Consider the following 20656-nt stretch of genomic DNA (forward strand, 5'->3'; position numbering starts at 1 on the left):
TAAACCTTACATATAACAAGGATAAGACTTGGGGGAATAAGTTCTTGTGACTAATTACTCACTAAATACATATTTATCGATAAATATTAACTATTGACCTTACCCTAAGGGTAACCTTTACTATTCAAAGGTTATTTTAATTCATGTACTCATTGCTTCAGGAAACAGTATGCGTCTCAAACCATTGCATACAATATGGCTAACGTTAATGACAACGCTGATACTGTTAGTATCTGGCGTGGTTAACAGTGCGCCATTGATGAGCCTGAAAATGATGCAAAGTAACGCAGCTGTTTCTTCGGATACGGTAGCAAACACCAATGAGCATTGTGGTTCCCACAATATGGAAATGAGCATGTCTCTGCCCTCAACATCTTCAGAGATGGATTGCTCAGACGGTTCAGGTGGTATGGTTCATAACTGCTGTACCACCGCCTGTTCATTTGTTTTTGTTCCCCTGCCCGTTCCAGCCGACCAACCTCACCCACTAGCTAATCGTGCCAGCATCAGTTTAGAAACAACTGATCCCGTGGTACAAATTAGTCACAGCCTCTATCGGCCTCCCATCGCTTAATCCATTCAGAGCATTCGACCCTGCTTTCTGTTCTAGACGCTACTGAACTGAGCAGGTTGTTTAATTGCGCCTGACTTTTACGCTACTTGTTTAACTGCGTCCTACTTGCGCGCACGCTGTTTACTTTTGTATGAACAAGCAAACCAAATGAGGCGTTTATAAGTCCGGCATCGACCAAAGCTCGTACCGATACGCAACAACCTGTGTTTCCGTACAAGCAAATCTGGTCTCAATTTGGATGAAAACGATGGAACTCAACCTAAATCACTTAGTGACCGCGATGTGTTTACTAACACTGGCTGCCGTACCTGCGTTCAATGTCATGGCCAACGTGCCGTCAACGGTTTCAGCAAATCAGGCTGTAACGCAGTCGACACAGGAACTGGCCAACCTAATCAGCCTTGCACTAAGCAACGATGGAAGCCGCAGGCAGTTCTATGGGCAATCTGAAGCCATGCGCGAAACGGGCGTCGCAAACGCAACCCTCATGGACCCGAAATTAAAAGTCGGAGTTGGTGGCCTGCCCGTCGACAGCTTTAAGTTCGACGAAGACCCGATGACCAACATCTCCGTCGGCCTGATGCAGCAGTTCGAGCGCGGCTCAACCCTTGAGCTTCAACAAAAAAAAAGCCAATCAACAAGCTGATGGCTTGTCTTTACAGGTACACGCCCGAGAGCTGGATGTGGCCAACAGCATCACTCAGCTCTGGCTAGAGCTTGGCTACCAGCAAAAAGCCGAACATATCATGCTGGAAAATCGTCGATTGATGAAGGAGATGGAAAACTTCATCCAGACAAATTATTCCATCGGTAAAAGCGAAGCCCAGGATCTGCTTAACGCGCAGCTTCAAGTCAGTAAGCTGGATGAGAAGCTACAAGCCAACTCCCAAATGCAGCGACGTTTAACTGCCCAGCTTTCCGAATGGCTCGGTTCAGACTGGCTTATCAGCACGTCACAGCAAGATCGTTCGCGACTTTCAGCCAGTAACCAACTTAAATGGGATTTACTGAATCAGAAACTCTCTACCGGCACAGACACGACTAAACACTATCAACAGCTGAACGAGCATCCGATGGTGAAAATGGCAGACGTCAGTATTTCTACCAATGAAACCCAGGTAGAAATTGCCGAGCAGGCTTACATACCTCAGTTTGGGGTAGAAGTGGCTTATGCCTACCGTCAGTCAGACAACATGAGAGGAGAACCCGCTTCAGATTTAGTTAGCGCGTATTTAACGATGGACATCCCTCTGTTCACCGGCAACCGCCAGGATAAAAACCTCGCTGCCGCTCAATACCAGGTTGGCGCAGCACGTTCACAGAAAGATACGTTACTCACCCAAATGAATGCCAAAGTGAACACACTCCTAGTTGACAGAGCCAACCTAACTCAACGCCTGGAGCGTTATCAATCCACTCTGCTTCCTCAGGTAAATGCCCGCATTCGCGCAGTAGAGCGTGGTTATCAGAACAATACCGCGCAGTTTAACGACGTGATCATGGCCAGTACTGATGAACTGGCTTTACGGCTTGAGCAGCAGCGCCTCATCACTGATTTAAATATCGTCAGCAGCAACTTAGCCGCATTACTCGGCGGCTTTGAGTATCAGGTATCAGCACCGGAATTAAGGAAGTAAATAATGAACTCGAGTTCTATCAAAATCGCAACTATCGCTTTACTGGTGGGTGGTGCTTTAGGGTTTTGCATCAGCCACTTTAATTCCGGAATGAGTCACGAACTGAATGCGGCTGAAAGCAGCGCTTCGAACAGTTCAAACGATCCGCTCTACTGGGTCGCGCCAATGGACCCGAACTACAAACGAGACAAACCGGGTAAATCGCCGATGGGGATGGACTTGATCCCCGTATACGCTGAAGACCTCGCAGGCGAAGCCGACAAACCAGGTACGGTCAAAATCGATCCTTCTGTAGAGAACAATCTCGGGGTAAAAACCGCGCAAGTGTCATTAGAGAAGTTATCTCCGCGTATTGAAACGGTCGGTTATATCGCCTTCGATGAAAGTCAGTTATGGCAAACCAACGTGCGAGTTGCAGGCTGGGTGGAAAAACTTCACATCAATGCTGTGGGTGAAAAAGTCCAAAAAGGCAATGTCCTGTTTACACTCTACTCACCAGAACTGGTGAAAGCACAGGAAGAACTGCTCAATGCGTATCGTACGGGCCGGAGCGGTTTAGTTAAAGGGGCAACCGAGCGATTGGTCACGCTCGGTGTGGATCGTTCTCAAATCGATGCTATCAAGAAACGCGGTAAAGCATCCCAAACCATCGAGATTAAAGCACCGGAAGACGGAATCATCGCCAGCTTAAATGTGCGCGAAGGCGGTTATTTATCACCAGCGCAAGCCGTTATCAGTGCCGGTCCGTTAGAAAATGTCTGGGTAGATGCTGAAGTTTTTGAGCGTCAGGCACACTGGATGAAAGCTGACAGCGACGCGACGATGACATTAGACGCCATTCCGGGTAAATCGTGGCAAGGTAACGTGGATTACGTCTATCCGATTCTTGATCCTAAAACCCGGACTCTGCGCGTTCGTCTCAAATTTCCTAACCCGAACGGCGAGCTTAAGCCGAACATGTTTGCCAACATCACACTGCAACCCGTGAGTGAAACCGCCGTGCTGACCATTCCGAGAGCCTCCGTTATCCGATCAGGTGGTATGACCCGCGTTGTATTGGCTGAAGGTGATGGAAAGTACCGCTCAACCCGAATTGAAGTGGGACGCGAAGCCGATGACAGAACAGAAGTCTTAGAAGGCCTCAGCCAGGGCGACCGAATCGTCACCTCCGCTCACTTCATGCTGGATTCAGAATCCAGCCAGACGGCCGATCTCTCCCGAATCTCTGCACCGCAAGAGCCAACAGCGGTCACCGCCTGGGCGAAGGGTGAAATTACTGATGTGATGAAAGACCATCGTATGCTGACCATAAACCACCAGCCCGTACCAGAATGGGACTGGCCGGGAATGGTGATGAATTTTACCTTCGCTGATGGTGTTGAACTGGGCGATTTACAAAAAGGTCAAATGATCGAATTCGAAATGAAAAAAACCGAATCTGGTCAGTACGAAATTATTGATGACAAAGCAGATGGCAGCGTCGTTGCTTCAGACATGTGGTTAACCGGTGACGTCAGTATGCTGATGGCAGATTTTGGCATGATCACACTAAACCACATGCCAGTTGCCGAGTGGAATTGGGATGCAGGGGAAATGAACTTTACGGTGGGTGACGAAGTCAATCTGTCTGGTTTTACAGAGGGGCAGAAAGTTCGGTTTCTGATCGAAAAGCAAGGCTCTGACTACCTTCTAAAACAACTAGAAGCGGCTGAGGACTAACTATGATTGGAGCAATTATTCGTTGGTCAATCAATAACCGTTTCATGGTATTGATAGCCACATTAGTCATCGTAGTGTCCGGATTATACAGCGTTAAAAATACCCCTGTGGATGCGATTCCTGACCTGTCTGACGTACAGGTAATCATCAAAACCAGCTATCCGGGTCAGGCACCGCAAGTGGTTGAGGATCAGGTAACCTATCCCTTAACGACAGCAATGCTGGCCGTTCCCGGAGCTGAAACGGTACGCGGTTACTCATTCTTCGGAGACTCGTACGTTTATATCATTTTCAACGATGATACTGACATGTACTGGGCAAGATCGCGGGTTTTGGAATACCTGAGTCAGGTTGCGCCCAAATTACCACCAAGTGCAAAACCGACCTTAGGTCCAGATGCAACGGGTGTGGGCTGGGTTTACAGTTACGTATTGCAAGACAAAACAGGTCAACACGATCTCGCAGAACTTCGCAGCTATCAGGATTGGTTCCTAAAGTATGAGCTGCAAACTGTCGATGGTGTATCTGAGGTAGCGACGGTTGGCGGCATGGTGAAGCAATACCAGATCCAGATCGATCCGGCTAAGTTACGTGCCTACAACCTCACTTTACAGCAAGTGAACATGGCTATTCAGAACGGCAACCAAGAAACGGGCGCATCCGTGGTGGAAGTTGCCGAAGCGGAACACATGGTTCGTACTACGGGTTACTTAACCAGTATCGAAGACATTGAATCACTGCCGCTGAAAGTCACCGACAAAGGCACACCTTTGTTGTTGGGTGACATTGCCGACATCAACCTAGGGCCACAAATGCGTCGTGGTATCTCTGAGCTCAATGGCGAAGGAGAAGCCGTCGGTGGCGTGATCGTGATGCGATTCGGTGAGAACGCAAGTGAAGTGATCAGCAACGTCAAAGATAAGCTCAACGACCTGAAACGGAGTCTCCCTGATGGTGTAGAAATCGTTCCGACGTACGACCGCTCAACATTGATTGATGCCGCGGTTGAAAACCTCTGGAAGAAACTGGCGGAGGAGTTCATTGTCGTAGCCATCGTGTGTGCGTTGTTCTTGTTCCACATTCGTTCTTCTTTAGTGATCGCGCTCAGTTTGCCTGTTGGTATCTTAGCGGCGTTTATTGTTATGCATTGGCAAGGTATTAACGCCAACATCATGTCACTGGGCGGGATTGCCATTGCCATCGGGGCAATGGTGGACGGCGCGATTGTGATGATAGAAAACGTCCATAAGCATATTGAACGTACCCCACTTACTGACAAAAACCGCTGGCAGGTGATAGGAAAAGCCGCTGAAGAAGTTGGTGCGCCCCTGTTCTTCTCACTGCTGATAATCACCCTGAGCTTTGTTCCGGTATTCGCGCTGGAAGGCCAGGAAGGCAAGATGTTCTCTCCTCTCGCCTTCACCAAAACCTACGCGATGGCATCAGCAGCAGCACTGGCTATTACTCTCGTGCCTGTTCTGATGGGTTACTTCATTCGGGGCAAAGTACTCCCTGAACACAAAAACCCGGTTAACCGTGGCCTAGTCGCACTTTATCGCCCGCTGTTAAATATGAGCTTAAACTATCCAAAGACGATGATCGTATTGGCTATAGCTCTATTGGCATCCGCTTATTACCCTACCAGTAAGCTTGGTAGCGAGTTCATCCCACCACTGGATGAAGGTGATTTAATGTACATGCCGACCACCTATCCCGGCATTTCGATTGGTAAAGCTCGCGAGTTGCTTCAGCAAACCAACAAACTGATTAAAACCGTACCGGAAGTAAAAAGCGTATGGGGCAAGATTGGTCGTGCAGAAACCGCAACGGACCCGGCACCGCTGACGATGATCGAAACTGTTATTCAGTTCAAACCTCGTGATGAGTGGCGTGAGGGTGTCACTACCGAGTCGTTACGTAAAGAGTTTGATAATTTAGTGCAGTTCCCGGGGCTGACCAATGCCTGGGTAATGCCAATTAAGACACGTATCGACATGCTGGCGACCGGGATCAAAACGCCTATCGGGATAAAGATCGCAGGCCCCGATCTCAAAGAGATCGAAAAGATTGGTGCTCAACTGGAGCCTATTCTTAACAACGTCACTGGTACCTCATCGGTTTATGCTGAGCGCGTTGCTGGCGGTCGCTACGTCACCATCGATATCAGACGTCGCGCGGCAGCCCGATACGGACTGAGCATTAAAGATGTTCAGCAGGTCGTTTCCACAGCGGTAGGCGGTATGAATGTCGGGGAAACTATTGAAGGTCTGGAACGCTATCCAATAAATGTTCGTTACCCACAAGACTACCGTGACTCTGTCATGAAACTTCAGAACTTACCGCTGGTGACTCCAAATGGTGCTCGTATCGCCCTCGCTGATGTCGCAGACATCCGCTATGAAGACGGCCCGCCGATGATCAAAACCGAAAATGCACGTCCTAATGGCTGTGTGTTTGTCGATATTGAGGGACGCGACCTTGGCTCCTACGTGGTCGAAGCACAACAAGCTGTCGCAGAACAACTGGTTATGCCCGCAGGCTACTCGCTGGCCTGGTCTGGTCAGTACGAATATATGGAGCGGGCGAAAGAGCGATTAAGCGTTGTCGTACCAATCACCATTGCAATCATAATGTTGCTGCTCTACTTCAGTTTCCGCCGTATAGGTGAAGTACTGATCATCATGTTGACTTTACCGCTAGCAATGGTCGGCGGCCTGTGGCTTATGCATTATCTCGGCTACAACTTCTCCATCGCCGTAGGTGTTGGATTTATTGCCCTTGCAGGTGTGGCCGTGGAGATTGGAGTCATCATGCTTGTCTACCTCAACCAGGCGTGGCACCACAAAAAGATTGATGCAGAAGAAAAGCAGCAGCCGCTACATCCTAAAGACCTGACGAATGCGATACGTGAGGGTGCAGGCTTAAGGGTACGTCCGGTCATGATGACCGTGCTGACCGTTATCATTGGTTTGATTCCAATCATGTATGGCGAAGGAACCGGCTCCGAAGTGATGCAGCGCATCGCCGCTCCCATGATTGGCGGCATGGCCTCAGCCCTGTTACTGACTTTGCTGGTACTGCCAGCCATCTTCAAGCTGTGGAAACAGCGCGAACTCAAACTCACTCAAAGATCAGAGAAGTAAACAATACGCGCCGAGGCATCAATAGCCATGGCGCTCCCTAATTGACTGAATAGGAAATGAACATGAAAAAGACACTTATCACTCTCGCTCTAACAATGGCTACTGGTAACGTATTCGCTCAGATGGATCACTCCACTATGAACCATGACGACATGGACCATAGCCAGATGAATCAAAACTCCACGGTAATGGATCACTCAAACATGGATCACTCTAATATGAGTGGCATGGTGGCGACTTCGGCAGTAGGTATGCCAGCAAAAGGGGCGAAACCAGATAAAGTCGTGCACGTACTACTGAGCGACGACATGAAAATCACCTTCAAAAAAGAGGTGAAGATCGAACCAAATGATGTTGTCCAGTTTGTGATTATGAACACGGGAAAAATTAATCACGAATTTACGATAGGCTCGGTAGAAGAGCAGCTTGCTCACCGTGAAATGATGAAAAATATGTCAGGCAGCCATATGCATGATTCAGATAACTCTGTCACAGTCGAGCCGGGTAAAGCGAAGCAAATGCTTTGGCATTTCCACGGTGACAACAATGTAGAGTTTGCTTGTAATATTCCGGGTCACGCGGAAGCAGGTATGGTGAAAAAACTAAAACTGTAACCCTCGCCAAAAATCGCTTTATCAATGTAAAAAGGAGCGGGTTTCCGCTCCTTTTCTATTTTCTGGATACCGTTTGAAGGAACTGTCATCGCATCACAAACAGTTCTTCATGATAACGGTGCTCAGTATCAAATCGATACGCTGCAAGTTGCTGTTTTAATGCATCCGAGAAGGCTTCCGGCCCGCAAAAATACAGTTCATAATCAGCCAAATCACCGCACTGTTTAACAATGCGTTGTGCATTCAGTCTTGGGGAAACCTGAGTATCAATCACCCTTAATTGAACATCAGCCATATGAGCAACATGCCACAGCTCATCGACTAATTGACTGTCTAACCCTCGGGCACAATAGAACAAGTAGACTGGTTGATGCGATTGTCTCTCTTTTAACGAAGCGAGTATCGCGAAGAAAGCCGCAATCCCTACCCCACCTGCAACCCAGATCTGAGGTTTAGTCACATCAAACTCTAATCGCCCATAAGGGCCCTCTAACGTGACTTTATCACCTGGCTTTATTCTGTTGTATAAACCTGTCGTAAAATCACCAAGCTCTTTAATCAAGAAGCGTAACTCAGGTTCACCGTTCGCTGACGCAATGGTAAATGGATGTGGGTCTTCACCGCCAAAACGTACATAAGCGAACTGTCCGGCTTTGTGTCCTCTCCAGGATTCTGTCGGTGTGACCACCAACTCCATCACACGGGCCTGCGGGAAAAACCGCGTTGATTTTACCGTCGTGCTGTGACGATTTGCCCGCCCAACAAAACCCAGCAGACTATAAATAGCTGCAGCTGAACCCAGTAACGCGAAGGCTATAGATACGTAGTAAATCGGTTCACCCCAGTATGCTCGCTTGATGAGCAGCACGGAATGAACGGCAATCATCAGATAGATGGCGGCCATCAATCGGTGAGACAATTTAAATGGTTTATATTTCACCGCTGTCCAAAGAGAGATCGCAACTAAAACCAATAACAAGTAGAAGCCCCACTCACCTAGGCTTAGCCCGACATCTCGTAAATCCGCTATCCAAACTTCCCACCCTACTAAGTTATGCCCAGCAGGTCCTGCTCCAGAATGTTTCACGGGTTTGTCTAACACACCTGACTCTACGAGCCATTTAGGGACTTGGTAAAGTAACCAGTGAACTACGCCTAAACTCACAGCGGAAATACCTAACCACTTATGCACCCGGTACGCTTTATCCATACCGTTTACCCATTGTTCAATCAACGGCAAACGTAATGCCAGCACCATGGCCACAGACATTAAAGCAAGGGATATCACACCCGAATACTGAATGAGCGCTGAGCGCCATTGGAAGAATTGCGTCGATGACAGTAGCTGCGGTTCGCTCATAAACCACATGACAGATACGACAGCAATAATAAACCATACAGAATTTCGTACCGTTTTCATGATCACCACTCCTACACTGACGACAATTCTATTTTAGTGCACACCACGTAAAGCAACGTCAATAATGGTAAAGCAGAGTAAACAAGTGCGTTGATAGGAATAACAGAAAATCGACACGGATTTAACAGTCCACAGGGCCCTCCGTCGGTATAGTTTCAGCTCAATTCTTCGCAGTGCGGAGCAGAATGAAAAGAACAAAAGATGAACACTCATGAAAAAGCTATTTTTTTTGATTGCGCTTATGGTCTGCTCGCCTTTAAGTCTCGCAAACAAGTTACATGAAGACATTTCTCTTCTTGAGCAGGAAATTGATGGTCGTATCGGGATTTCTATCTGGAATACACACTCAGACAGACACTGGAATTATCGCGGAGATGAGCGCTTTCCTTTAGTCGGCACCTTTAAGACGTTAGCCTGCGCCACTATGCTGTATAAAATGGAGGCAGGCACTCTAAAAAGAAACGCCACGGCGGCAGTTGAAGAACACAAAATAGTAGGCTGGTCGCCAATTATGGATCAGATGACAGGGCAAGATGTTCGGATTGAACACGCTTGTGAAGCAGCCATGCTGATGAATGACAACACTGCGGCGAATCTGGTGTTACAGCAAATCGGCGGCCCGAAGTCCGTGACGCTTTTCCTTCGCACCCTTGGAGATAATTCAACACGGTTGGATAGCCTGGAACCGAAAGTACATGACGCGCTACCAGGGGAAAACATCGATACCACTACCCCCAACGCAATAGTAAAAACGTTAGAAACTTTGATAGATGGTGATGCACTGTCTTATGAGTCTCGTGTGCAGCTCAAAATTTGGATGCAGGACAACTCAGTATCGGATTCACTGATGCGGTCGCTGTTACCCTCAGATTGGTCGATTGCCGATCGTACAGGTTCGGGAGAAAATGGATCGCTTGGTTATAATGCCGTTATCTGGAAAGAAAACCGGGAGCCAATTTATCTCAGCATCTACATCACCGACACCGAATTGTCTCTACAAGCTACAGAACAGCTCGCCGCGCATATCTGCCAGCTTATTTTATACCGGTACAGAAAACTCCAATAACAAAAAGGTAGCGCTCAAAACGCTACCTTTTCCGTGCCTAAAGCTGTAGTAACTTATACTCGACACCACACAAACTACTTCTGGATACAAACGAATTAGCTGTATGACTCTCATTCTTTTCTAGCTAATTAGAAAAGTCTTCGAACCTTAAATATTTGTTATGCGTACCCTGCCACACGCACTAAACGGAGGTTTTCGCTAGCTGTTGGAACTTCGAAATACTGGGTTACATGGTAAAATACAGCTTCTGTATCAAACTTAGCTCTTTCTGGTTGCTCAACTCGACGCTTAGCGATATTAGATAAACATTGCTCATCTGTTAAGTCTAAAAACCAAAGCTCATGTTCACTGTTAACTTCGAGACACAGTGATGTAAACCAAGTTCTTTGTCTTACGGTATTAGCTGGGAAATCCATGACAACGTTAACACCTGCATTAAGTAAGTTTTGAACATGGCTTTTAACGAAAGGCTTAATGAGGTTTGAGTATTTAATGTAATCGTCAAACGTTTGAATTTTCGTAGGATAATGAGCAGACAGCCAATCATCTTCTGAAATTAGGACAGCATTATTATCAGCAGCTACAATCCTAGATTTAGTGGATTTACCTGCTCCCATCTTGCCACAGAAGAAGAACAGTTTTCCCTGATTTTTCATGCTTCCTCCATTTACGTATATGCCCATGAATTAACGTGTTTATGTGCGATTTTATCGACATCATCTAATGTTGCTTTTCTAACACTAAACTTCAAGATTTCCTTATCTGCCTAACTCTGCATTATGAGTATGATTTAAATGGTCCGAGATCTATGCCTTCGATGTCACAAACAGCCTTAACCGTTGGATTTGCATAAAGCCGATTCAGATATGCAGCCAGATGGTTGAAAGTAAGCGGTGACTTCTCTATTGGTAATGACCATTCCGCTAACATAAACAGGAAGTAATCGCATGCAGTTAGCGTATCACCAAGCAAGTATTCATTGTGCTCAAGCTGGTCGTTGATAATGGATAGTGCATCCGCAATTCTGTCATCTTGTGCCGCTACAACATTTGGAATAGCTGCTTCATCATTGGTATGGCGATGAGGATAATAGCGAACCATCAGTTCTGCTTGCAGCGTGTTATTCAGAAACGCTAGCCATTGATAAAATAAAGGTCGTTTAGGGTTACCTATAGATGGCATTAAATCTGATTCTGGGTGCAATTCGCAGATATGCATGCAGATAGCTGGACTTTCGAAAATTGGTTGTTCGTTGACAACTAATGTTGGAATTCGACCAGCAGGGTTGAGCTTAAGATAATCCGCCGATTTCTGAGAGTTTGACTCTTTATCAACTAACAATAATTCATAATCAGCATTCAAGTGATGAAGCAAAAAATGAGGAGCCAGGCTCGCATTGTTTGGATAGTAGTAAAGCTTGAACAAAATGGACTCCTTGTCTCGAAAATTGCGGATACTCATAACGATCTACAAAGGTCAGCAACGCAATACCGCCGTCGCCACATACCACCTTAAACACTTAAAACAACGTATGGTGAAAATGCCACACGTTGCGAATCCCTCTTGAATTTATGTGTTATGAGGAATTTTTTAGCGACAGTTTTTCTTTGTATTTTTTGTACTCTCTACTTGTGAAACACCAGTCCCAACCAGCATAAAATACAGCTCCAAATAACGTCATTAAATAAACTCGATACGACACAATTGGGGATAAATCCAGATAAAAATCGTTTTGGACAAATGCACCGCCTAATATAAATGGAATACAAAACCCTAAACCGTGTCCTAAAAAGTGTCTGAAAAAGCCTTTCTTTTGAGTCTTTAGCCACTCAACTTGTCTTTTCCTTTCCATCAGTCTTCCATAGTCCCTTAAATGACTCGCAACGATAAGGCGTTAGCCAAAAACCGTTTCTTCTCCTACGACTATGATGCAACCTTTTGTTTCTCGGTTCAATTAACAATCAATAGATTAGCGAAAAGTAAGAGATGTTGGATTGCAAAATGACGCATAGTATTAGAAAAGCTGACTGCTGACTCCTTCGGATAAATTTTGGTCAGGAAAACGTATATTCACAGATTTTGAATGAGTTTCAACTCTATATAAGTAAAGGGGCATTTTTAAGTTAGTGCATATTTTGCAACAATTGTGATCAACAAGTGATTCTGTCGTACCTAAAGCGTCAACGACCACTGTTTCTTGCAGTGGTCGTTTTGCACCGAATAATCAATTATGCTTCAAACATCCAGCGAAATTGAGGCATATAATCCAGGTTTTCTTTTACTGTTTCTCTCAATGCTTCATCCAGTACAGTTCCGGTATTAACGATAGGATTCAATATCAGGCCACGTTTAGCCGCAACAAGGTTACCTGTGACTGCTGCTTCAACAGTCAGTGACTCAAACTCTTTCATTAGCTGAATAAGTCGCAAAGTATCACTTGGGAATGGTGCAACATTAAGCGGTAGTGGACCATTTTTAGTGATCAAGGAGCTGACTTCGACAGCACAATCATCAGGTAACTCACTTATCGTACCGTTGTTGCGCGTATTGACATGCATGATAGTACGCTTGTCGTTATAGATGGATGCCATGAGTTCACAAGCCGCTTCTGAATAATACTGACCGCCTCGTTTTTCCAACTCTTTAGGCTTTTCTGCCAAATCTGGATTTTTATATATATCAAATAGACGTTTTTCCATCTCTTTAACGACCTCACCACGAGTCCCTTCACTATCAGCTTCGTGCTGCTCCTGCTGCATGATATCGTCACTGGTGTAGTAATAACGCAGGTAAGCGCAAGGAATCATACCCATATTTTGGAGCAGATCCTTTGGCCACTTAAATGGAGGAATATTTGCAGGAACTAAAGGATCGTTACCACTGAGAATTTCATTCATTACGTGACCCAGTTTGTCCTGCCCTTCGTGCAGGATCTTACGCGCCCAAATGAGGTGGTTTAATCCGGCAACTTGCATGATGAAATCGTCTTCCTTCGCGTTCAGCATTTGTGCTACGCCTTTTTGCATGATGACAGGGACATTGCACAAGCCAACCGCTTTGACTTTGGTATGTTTAAGAACCGCTTCAGTCACCATGCCCGATGGGTTGGTAAAATTCAGTAACCAGGCGTCTGGGCACAGCTCTTCCATATCTCGGCAAATCTCCAGCGTAATAGGGATTGTGCGACACGCATTAGCAAAACCACCAAGTCCGTTGGTTTCCTGGCCAATCATGCCATATTTAAGTGATATACGTTCATCCCTAATACGACCTTCGAGACAACCTGCTCGGAACTGAGAACAGACAAAATCAGCATTTTTCAGCGCAGGACGGCGGTCGAGCGTTACATGAACCTTAATATCCAAGCCTTCCTTTTTGATCATACGGCGAGCTAAGCCAGCAATGATATCTACCTTTTCCCGACCATCTTCAATGTCGACTAACCACAGTTCACCTATCGGCAATTCATTTTTATGTTTTAATAAGCCTTCAATTAACTCGGGTGTGTAACTAGAGCCGCCACCGATCACAGTGATTTTTAGTTGTTTGTCCATTTCTATTTCCTCGTCTGAATAAGCTGTGCTAATTTCACGCTAATACATAAGGGTTAACAAACTAAATAATCGCCCACATGCATTAGCCAAAATAATACATAGGCTGAATATGGAACATAAAGAACACCTGCTTGCTCACCTTTATACCTTTAGTGTGGTAGCAAAGTTTCTGAGCTTTACTCTGGCAGCAGAGGAGTTGTGCTTAACACAAGGGGCAGTCAGTCAGCGAATCAAAAAGCTGGAAGAAGATCTGGGATTCAAGCTATTTGTGCGACTCACTCGTAAGTTAGAAATGACAGACGAAGGGAAACGTATTCTGGCAACATTGACCTATTCGCTTGATAACTTATTTGCGGAGATTGAAGATATTCGCTTCAACGAACTTCGTGGGGAGCTATATTTGGGCGCAGCCCCAACGTTCGCTCATGCATGGTTAGTTCCCCGTTTAGCGGATTTTCAGGCTATGTACCCCCATCTTGACGTCAAGATCCGGGTCAAAGCCAGCAAGTTAGACTTTCAAAATCAGCCGGTTGACCTCGCTATATATTATGGTGACAACACGCATGCTGATTTCTATCATTATCGTCTTTTTGACGAATATCTTATTCCTGTTTGTACGCCAGAATATGCACGCGAGCTAAACTTACTTAACGATGATAGTCGGTTGCATGAAGCCTGTTTTCTTCACTGTACTGAGTCGTTAGAGTTTTTATCGCCATTAGCAGAATGGCAACACTGGTTAACACAGTCGGGACGAGATTCTAGTATCTTGCAACGTAAATATGTGTTCAACCATGCAGAGCTAACCATGGTTGCGGCAAGACAATCGATGGGTATCGCAATGGGCCGCTACCATTTGGTCAAACCCTATCTGAGCTCCGGAGAACTGATTGCTCCATTCAAACGTGTGCCTTCAGGGTTTGGCTATGACTTGATATGCCCCAAAGGGCATGAAGTCCGCCCGAGGTTTAGTGCTTTTTCGCAATGGCTCAAAGAAAAAGTGGCCACTATGGATGATTGATTTCCCGACTTCAGGTCGATTCGTCTGATGGTGCATTTTTCTCCTAAGGGGACATTTCAGGTATAACATCACGTAATGAATACCTTAATTTCGTTTAAGCGCATATCTCTGCAATAAAACTATGGCAAACCACGGTTCAGTGAATTAATAAATCAAATAAGCGTAACTTCGAAAGGAGAAACTATGAGCCTGCGATGATTTGGCTGACATGAATTAAGCAATATCAAAAGGGGGACGATATGAGTCCCCCATCGATTATTTTCTTAGCTTTTCAAGCTCTACAGATTACATAAGTAATAAGGCTATAAAGAACACTATAGTTACAATTTTCCATGATTCACTCAGGCAGAATAGAGTCTTGCTACGGGTCAGAAAAGTATTCCAAATGATCGCATCATGATTGTTGGCTCATGCAAACGTCAACTCGCTTTGGGGGTACTTCGACACTACAAAGTGCCTCGGATTACGGTTTTAGAGATGAGAGTATAGGATTTGGCAGCTTACTAAATTTGACTGCCTGAAAAGACAAATTTTTGAAACCTTATACACTTTCTAATTGATATCGCATTATATGACTCTCTTCTGCGTCAGAATAGAAAGTGTTTAAGTACTTGCCACCACACTTTTCTATAACCTTTTTAGAACCAATATTGTTTATATCGCAAGAGATAAAAGCGCTTTCTTTAACAACATTTCTCAAAACCCACTGTAGCATAGCCGTTGCAATACCTTTGCCTCTAGCCTGCGGTAAGGTTTCGTATCCTATATGGCCAATGACATTGTTTATGTACTCATTGAAACCGCGACGGATTCTAATAGCACCAAGTATTTTTCCTGAATCAACACAAAAATACATCGATATGGGAGGCCAACCTTCTGGCAATCCAATTCCTTCAGCGTATCCAATTCGCTTTTTTAAATAAGCAGCACTGTCATGGTTTGCACCATCATATAATTCAAGTCCATCTTGTACGCACTTTTCAGCATAATCTCGAAACGCATCAAGATGACTGAGGTTAGCTTTTTCAATTTCCATATAAACCCAAGTACATAACACTACATTAAGGTATTACTATCACTTATATAGACTATTCGTAAAGCAAAGTGTGTGAATAGAAACTAAATAGACACCGGGTCAGCTTACACTTCGTATCATTACTAAAATTTGAGTACAGTTGGACTCTTACCTGTAGATGCCAAGCGGTCTAATCACACCATGGGGCTCTTCTGCTTTGGTAATACCAGAAATGAAGGTTTTGGACTGAACCGATTTAAAGACTCAATCTACAGCTTACCTTTAGGATAACTATTTAGTTTTACAAAATGTAGAACGGCACAGCTTGATGAAGTTATGAAAATTGTTAAACAAACATTAAGTAATTTGTTTATTTTTGTAATTTAAATGTTATCTTTTTATTCGATTGCTTGTAAATTTTATACTCAAAAATCTAGAGTAAGAGGAATTATGGATAACGATACTCCGAAGATACCATTCACCATGGCGATTCTGCCGATCATTCTCATGGATCACTCTCATGCTCGGATCCATGATACAGATTAGAGAGTGCCTCTAAAAAATAATAAGCTGATTATGACAGAACTACATGCAACAGCGACACTCAAGGACTCCGCCTTCAAAACCCTGGCGGATTCCTTTGCCACCTTTTATAGCAATACCATCGCTATTGACCAACAGCACCGCATCACATGGATAAGTAAGGGCTACCGTCAGTTTCTGGGGCTGAGCCATAACCCTGTAGGTGAGCCGATCACTCGTTATATTCACAATAGTTTTCTACCCAGAGTCTCCGACAGTGGAGAACCGGTGCTGCTGGAACTGTTATGGGTCAAACAACAGTGGACACTGGTGAGCGTGATTCCTCTGCAATCGGATCAGGGAGAGGTGATCGGAGCCTTTGGTTTTGTTGCTTTGGAGCAACGTAAAGGTTTTCACTCCCTAGCCAACCGCGTCAATCAACTGCAGCAACAACTGGACAATGTCACCCAAGAGTTAAACCAGGCACGACAAAATAAATACCGCTTATCTCAGATTACGGGCCGCAGCGAACAACTGCAGATGGTCAAACATCAGATCCGACAAGCGGCACGATTTGATATCTCTGTTCTACTGGCCGGCGAAACGGGCACCGGCAAGGAGCTGTTTGCCCACGCCCTGCATGAACTCTCAGCCCGGTCCCATAACGCCTTTGTCTCACTCAATGTCGCCGCAATTCCCAATAACCTGATCGAAGCAGAGTTCTTTGGTGTCGCCCCCGGAGCCTATACTGGCGCATCCAGCAAGGGGCGCAAAGGTAAACTGGAGCTGGCTGATGGCGGCACCCTGTTTCTTGATGAGATTGGCGATATGCCACTGGAGCTGCAAAGTAAACTGCTGCGCGCCTTGCAGGAGAAAGAGTTTGAACCATTGGGCTCCAATAAGGTAAAAAAAGTCAATATACGCATCGTTGCTGCCACCAGTCGTAATCTGCCAGAAATGGTGGAAAACGGCGAGTTTCGCGCAGACCTTTACTACCGCCTTAATGCCATGCCGATCCATCTGCCCCCTCTCAGGCAGCGTCAGGCAGACATTGACCTGATTGCAGAACGCCTGCTGGATGAGCTCTGTATCAGACTGCATCTGCCGGTTAAGTACCTAGCACCGGATGCCATTAACTTACTGTGTCAGCACTCTTGGCCGGGCAATGTACGGGAACTGCAAAACCTGCTGGAACGAGCGGTGATTATGGCAGAGGAACGCACCGAGATTGATTTCCAACTGATTCAGTCACTGTTAATTCCAACAACACAGTTTCAACAGCCTGCACAGACTCAACCAATATCACCGATAATAGATCCGGCCACGGGATTGCCTATATACACTCTCTCATCAACTAACCGGCTTTCCCCCACTCTGCCCCGGGCCAATACTCCACCACAACCACTGCATGAACAGGTTGCCCGAGCAGAGCGTGAGGCTATTGAAAACGCCCTTGCTTACACTCAAGGGCATAAGGTACAAACTGCTAAGCTGCTGGGCATATCCCGTGCAAGTTTGTATGAAAAGATACGTAAGCTGGATATTCAGTACACAAAGGAGTCATGAACACCAAACACCTCATTAGCACTCATACCCAATCAATCGTAACCTATTGACATAAAAAAGCCCCGACCAGCACGCGTGAACTGATCGGGGTAGCAGAGAATAGAAATGTTTTTAGGGAAGCGGCTTAATGAGGAATCACCAGCGTATTATCCTGCCAGCTGACAGCATCATCACCCGGCATAACCAGCACTTCAGCAAACATGTCATCAGTAATCTGCTCTTCACCGCTTTCCTGCATCGACGTCGTGCGAACCACCTGACTCGGAGCCAGCGCCTCGCCTGTGCTCAGATGAGCAAACATCTGATTCAGCGCCTGTTCAAAGTAAGGATGAATATAGGCATAACGGTGCTGCATATTAGGTGGTGTGGCATAGAAGCCCAGATTCGGGGCTAACAAATAGGCAAACATCTCAAGGTGATGGCCGTTTTCGATTTCCCAGTACACTACATCATCACGACCATCTACCTGACGATTACGGGCGTAATAGGCGCGACCACCATGATTTGGTGCAACCACCTGATCGGCACGACCATGCATAATTATGGCTGGTTTACCCTGTAGATCACCACTCATTATCGCTTCCTGAATACCCGCCTGAACCCGATCAAAATCTCCGTTGCCCTTGTAAGTATCCAGAATACCCAACTCAGTTAGCTTGGCCTTTCCGTAGTGGGACATCGCAAAGAAACACAGATCTGCATCCAGATTTTTATCCGCTGTGGAGTTAAACGCCGTCGCCCCATAAGGATCATACGCATTTATATTGACCGGTTGAATCCAGCGGCTACCACCAGCGATCATATTCTGTCCCAGGAAGCGCAGCGCCTTATCTTCATCACTCAGTACCTCAAACTGTTTCGTCCCACCGTTATAGCTGGCGAAGCTGATACCACACAGCTGGTCTGAGATACTGTAACGACCGTAGGAGTTACCATAAGTATTGGTGATTTCAGAAAACATATTGCTAAACGCTGGAATACCCAGGTTCTGCTCCGGCAGGAAGCCCGCGGTCGTGTTCATCAGATCCTGTGCTTCCTGAGCCAGTACCTGCAAATCATTAGAAGAGGACGTTAACAGCCCTAATTCCTGCAGGCGGGTGCAACGTTCAGGAGACTTAGCTGAGTTAACCAGATCTGCACTGTCGTTTTCGGTCAGGTTATTAGCACAGGGCTGATACACCGCACCAAAGGCATGCATATCGTATAAACTCCAGCCTACCGATTCGGGCCCCCAACTGCGCTCCCCCTGAGTAATGGTAAAATCATGCTGATTCATCGCCGTACTCGGCTCAACAGCAACTACGCCATCAATCAGCCCTTGGGTATCCTGCTCTGCAGCCATCAGTACAGAACGCCCGCCATTGGACCAACTGGCTGCAATCACTGTGGTATTATCAGGATTAAAAGCCAGATCAGGATAAGCCTGGTGTAAGGCATAGAAAGCAAACTCAATAGATTGCAGGGTATTCAAGCCCCAGTCTTTACCAGGGTTCTGCTGGGAGTGAGCGTGTTTGGTTGTTGCTGTACGCGGATCAGCAGCATCCGCAAAGCCTTCTGCAAACTCAGCGGTAAATGCAGAAGAGGAGCCTGCGCTGATGGCATCAACAACCTTTCCATCCAGATTAATCACCTGCTGACTGCCAATAAAGTGTACGCCATCACCGGTGCCTTTATCAGTATAGGCTACGGCACAACCCCGTTTTAACGCCGCATCACCTGCCGTACCTGCCGCCCCATAAACACCACGGGAACCGGATGATGGCCCGGCAATAATACAAGGGCTTTCGGTAGAGAAACTACTCGGAACCTGCACCACCAGTTTGACATTGGTTTTACCAGAGCCATCATCCACAATGGCTTGATATTCCGTACCTGACACCTGGCCGGTAAACGCCGAGACGGTATGAGAACTGATCCCTTCTGTAACTAAAGGCCCCCAATGAATACCCCAGCCACCGGGCGTGACTGGGTCCAACATACCGTTATAGTTGGTTCCTAACTGATAGCGACGGATCTGTTCCGGGCTAGAACCTATATCCACCGCTTCCGGTGCTACAGCACCAGTATTGCTATTCAGAGCCGCACCTGTTAGCAAATCATCACTTATGCCATCTACCTGAATAACATCAACCGAACCAGAAAGATAACTGGGTAGTGCGCTGTAATCCGTCGTGTCTTCTGTGCTGTCGGAAGAACCTAAGCAACCCGATAGCACCAGTGAACTGGCAGCCGTTAAAAGAAGCGTCCTTTGCATATCAACCTCGTCTTGTTGTTTTTCTAAGTTGTTCAAAATGGATAAAGATCAAACCAATACAACGTAGCTCAACCTAATCCAAGATATATGCCAAACACTTAACCAGCTGATAAACAATGATTTATAATCACCAACGCTCACTAGCATCCAGAAAACTGGACATAAGAGTGTCTAAAAAACCGGACGCTATCCTGAATTTAAGACAGTGAGAGAAAGACCTATAAAACGATATACATGAATAACCGTTCCCAAAAAAGTGAACTTATGAAATGCTTGCATTAAAACTCAGACACATGAGGTTTGTAAAAGCGGATTCTGTTGCCCAACAATAAATCAATAAAGACGAAGGAATATTAGCTTGAAAAACGGCGAACAATTTTGGAAAGGAGCAGAAATGTTTCAGCCAGATCTTGATGAAACGAAGGTGGGCATAAATGAGTCAGTGATTTTGTTAAATTAGCGAAATACGGATTAGGTTATGTATGGTGAACCTCCAAGTATGTGGCCAAAACCTTTTTGGCCACTACAATGAAGTGCTTTCAAGACAATGT

At 45.9% G+C, this 20656-nt stretch carries 14 protein-coding genes and 1 pseudogene; 8 read left to right on the plus strand and 7 right to left on the minus strand.

What is annotated here, in order from left to right; all coding sequences use genetic code 11:
• The first annotated feature begins 169 nt into the window (after positions 1–169).
• The 5 genes and pseudogenes from KHN79_RS19485 to KHN79_RS19505 all read left to right on the plus strand — a co-directional run bounded on the left by KHN79_RS19485 (position 170) and on the right by KHN79_RS19505 (position 7687).
• A complete protein-coding gene (locus KHN79_RS19485) occupies positions 170–574 on the plus strand; it encodes a hypothetical protein (RefSeq protein ID WP_182009053.1) in 405 nt (134 codons plus the stop codon).
• A 247-nt stretch (positions 575–821) separates the two neighbouring features.
• Positions 822–2211, plus strand: a pseudogene (locus KHN79_RS19490) (TolC family protein).
• 3 nt (positions 2212–2214) lie between these two features.
• Positions 2215–3930, plus strand: coding sequence for an efflux RND transporter periplasmic adaptor subunit (locus KHN79_RS19495; RefSeq protein WP_182009052.1), 1716 nt, complete (start codon positions 2215–2217; stop codon positions 3928–3930).
• Positions 3931–3932: 2 nt separating this feature from the next.
• Positions 3933–7073 (plus strand): efflux RND transporter permease subunit, encoded by a 3141-nt coding sequence (locus KHN79_RS19500; protein ID WP_182009051.1) that lies wholly within the window; start codon positions 3933–3935, stop codon positions 7071–7073.
• A gap of 62 nt (positions 7074–7135) precedes the next feature.
• Positions 7136–7687, plus strand: a complete 552-nt coding sequence (locus KHN79_RS19505) for a cupredoxin family protein (RefSeq protein ID WP_182009050.1) — start codon at positions 7136–7138, stop codon at positions 7685–7687.
• Between the two features lie 85 nt (positions 7688–7772).
• On the opposite strand, the gene KHN79_RS19510 is transcribed toward KHN79_RS19505, so the two are convergent.
• Positions 7773–9107, minus strand: coding sequence for a ferric reductase-like transmembrane domain-containing protein (locus KHN79_RS19510; protein WP_182009049.1), 1335 nt, complete (start codon positions 9105–9107; stop codon positions 7773–7775).
• A gap of 211 nt (positions 9108–9318) precedes the next feature.
• Here KHN79_RS19510 and bla point away from each other — a divergent pair, with 211 nt between their 5' ends.
• The gene (bla, locus tag KHN79_RS19515; RefSeq protein WP_182009048.1) at positions 9319–10173 is read left to right on the plus strand and encodes a class A beta-lactamase; all 855 of its coding nucleotides are present in this window, start codon (positions 9319–9321) and stop codon (positions 10171–10173) included.
• A 158-nt stretch (positions 10174–10331) separates the two neighbouring features.
• On the opposite strand, the gene KHN79_RS19520 is transcribed toward bla, so the two are convergent.
• The 4 genes from KHN79_RS19520 to KHN79_RS19535 all read right to left on the minus strand — a co-directional run bounded on the left by KHN79_RS19520 (position 10332) and on the right by KHN79_RS19535 (position 13727).
• Positions 10332–10829, minus strand: coding sequence for an ATP-binding protein (locus tag KHN79_RS19520; protein ID WP_182009047.1), 498 nt, complete (start codon positions 10827–10829; stop codon positions 10332–10334).
• Positions 10830–10950: 121 nt separating this feature from the next.
• Complete coding sequence (locus KHN79_RS19525) at positions 10951–11598, minus strand: glutathione S-transferase (RefSeq protein ID WP_182009046.1); 648 nt, start codon at positions 11596–11598, stop codon at positions 10951–10953.
• A 151-nt stretch (positions 11599–11749) separates the two neighbouring features.
• Positions 11750–12025, minus strand: a complete 276-nt coding sequence (locus tag KHN79_RS19530) for a hypothetical protein (protein ID WP_182009045.1) — start codon at positions 12023–12025, stop codon at positions 11750–11752.
• A 376-nt stretch (positions 12026–12401) separates the two neighbouring features.
• Positions 12402–13727, minus strand: coding sequence for a 6-phospho-beta-glucosidase (locus tag KHN79_RS19535; RefSeq protein ID WP_182009044.1), 1326 nt, complete (start codon positions 13725–13727; stop codon positions 12402–12404).
• Between the two features lie 109 nt (positions 13728–13836).
• Here KHN79_RS19535 and KHN79_RS19540 point away from each other — a divergent pair, with 109 nt between their 5' ends.
• On the plus strand, positions 13837–14748 hold the full coding sequence (locus tag KHN79_RS19540; RefSeq protein ID WP_182009043.1) for a LysR substrate-binding domain-containing protein: 912 nt from the start codon (positions 13837–13839) through the stop codon (positions 14746–14748).
• Positions 14749–15289: 541 nt separating this feature from the next.
• On the opposite strand, the gene KHN79_RS19545 is transcribed toward KHN79_RS19540, so the two are convergent.
• Positions 15290–15784: a GNAT family N-acetyltransferase gene (locus tag KHN79_RS19545; RefSeq protein WP_182009042.1), complete on the minus strand. Its 495-nt coding sequence runs from the start codon at positions 15782–15784 to the stop codon at positions 15290–15292.
• Positions 15785–16339: 555 nt separating this feature from the next.
• On the opposite strand from KHN79_RS19545, the gene KHN79_RS19550 reads away from it, so the two are divergent.
• Positions 16340–17851: a sigma 54-interacting transcriptional regulator gene (locus KHN79_RS19550; RefSeq protein ID WP_244812694.1), complete on the plus strand. Its 1512-nt coding sequence runs from the start codon at positions 16340–16342 to the stop codon at positions 17849–17851.
• A 124-nt stretch (positions 17852–17975) separates the two neighbouring features.
• Here the strand turns inward: KHN79_RS19550 and KHN79_RS19555 are convergent, their stop codons facing one another.
• Positions 17976–20105: a D-(-)-3-hydroxybutyrate oligomer hydrolase gene (locus KHN79_RS19555; RefSeq protein WP_244812696.1), complete on the minus strand. Its 2130-nt coding sequence runs from the start codon at positions 20103–20105 to the stop codon at positions 17976–17978.
• Positions 20106–20656 lie beyond the last annotated feature (551 nt).

Source organism: Vibrio sp. B1FLJ16, assembly GCF_905175385.1.
Taxonomy (GTDB): domain Bacteria; phylum Pseudomonadota; class Gammaproteobacteria; order Enterobacterales; family Vibrionaceae; genus Vibrio.

Excerpts from the sequence above, each read along its gene's own strand:
- KHN79_RS19485 (WP_182009053.1), top strand. The coding sequence starts at position 170 with ATGCGTCTCAAACCATTGCATACAATATGGCTAACGTTAATGACAACG.
- KHN79_RS19495 (WP_182009052.1), top strand. The coding sequence starts at position 2,215 with ATGAACTCGAGTTCTATCAAAATCGCAACTATCGCTTTACTGGTGGGT.
- KHN79_RS19500 (WP_182009051.1), top strand. The coding sequence starts at position 3,933 with ATGATTGGAGCAATTATTCGTTGGTCAATCAATAACCGTTTCATGGTA.
- KHN79_RS19505 (WP_182009050.1), top strand. The coding sequence starts at position 7,136 with ATGAAAAAGACACTTATCACTCTCGCTCTAACAATGGCTACTGGTAAC.
- KHN79_RS19510 (WP_182009049.1), bottom strand. The coding sequence starts at position 9,107 with ATGAAAACGGTACGAAATTCTGTATGGTTTATTATTGCTGTCGTATCT.
- bla (WP_182009048.1), top strand. The coding sequence starts at position 9,319 with ATGAAAAAGCTATTTTTTTTGATTGCGCTTATGGTCTGCTCGCCTTTA.
- KHN79_RS19520 (WP_182009047.1), bottom strand. The coding sequence starts at position 10,829 with ATGAAAAATCAGGGAAAACTGTTCTTCTTCTGTGGCAAGATGGGAGCA.
- KHN79_RS19530 (WP_182009045.1), bottom strand. The coding sequence starts at position 12,025 with ATGGAAAGGAAAAGACAAGTTGAGTGGCTAAAGACTCAAAAGAAAGGC.
- KHN79_RS19535 (WP_182009044.1), bottom strand. The coding sequence starts at position 13,727 with ATGGACAAACAACTAAAAATCACTGTGATCGGTGGCGGCTCTAGTTAC.
- KHN79_RS19540 (WP_182009043.1), top strand. The coding sequence starts at position 13,837 with ATGGAACATAAAGAACACCTGCTTGCTCACCTTTATACCTTTAGTGTG.
- KHN79_RS19545 (WP_182009042.1), bottom strand. The coding sequence starts at position 15,784 with ATGGAAATTGAAAAAGCTAACCTCAGTCATCTTGATGCGTTTCGAGAT.
- KHN79_RS19550 (WP_244812694.1), top strand. The coding sequence starts at position 16,340 with ATGACAGAACTACATGCAACAGCGACACTCAAGGACTCCGCCTTCAAA.
- KHN79_RS19555 (WP_244812696.1), bottom strand. The coding sequence starts at position 20,105 with ATGCAAAGGACGCTTCTTTTAACGGCTGCCAGTTCACTGGTGCTATCG.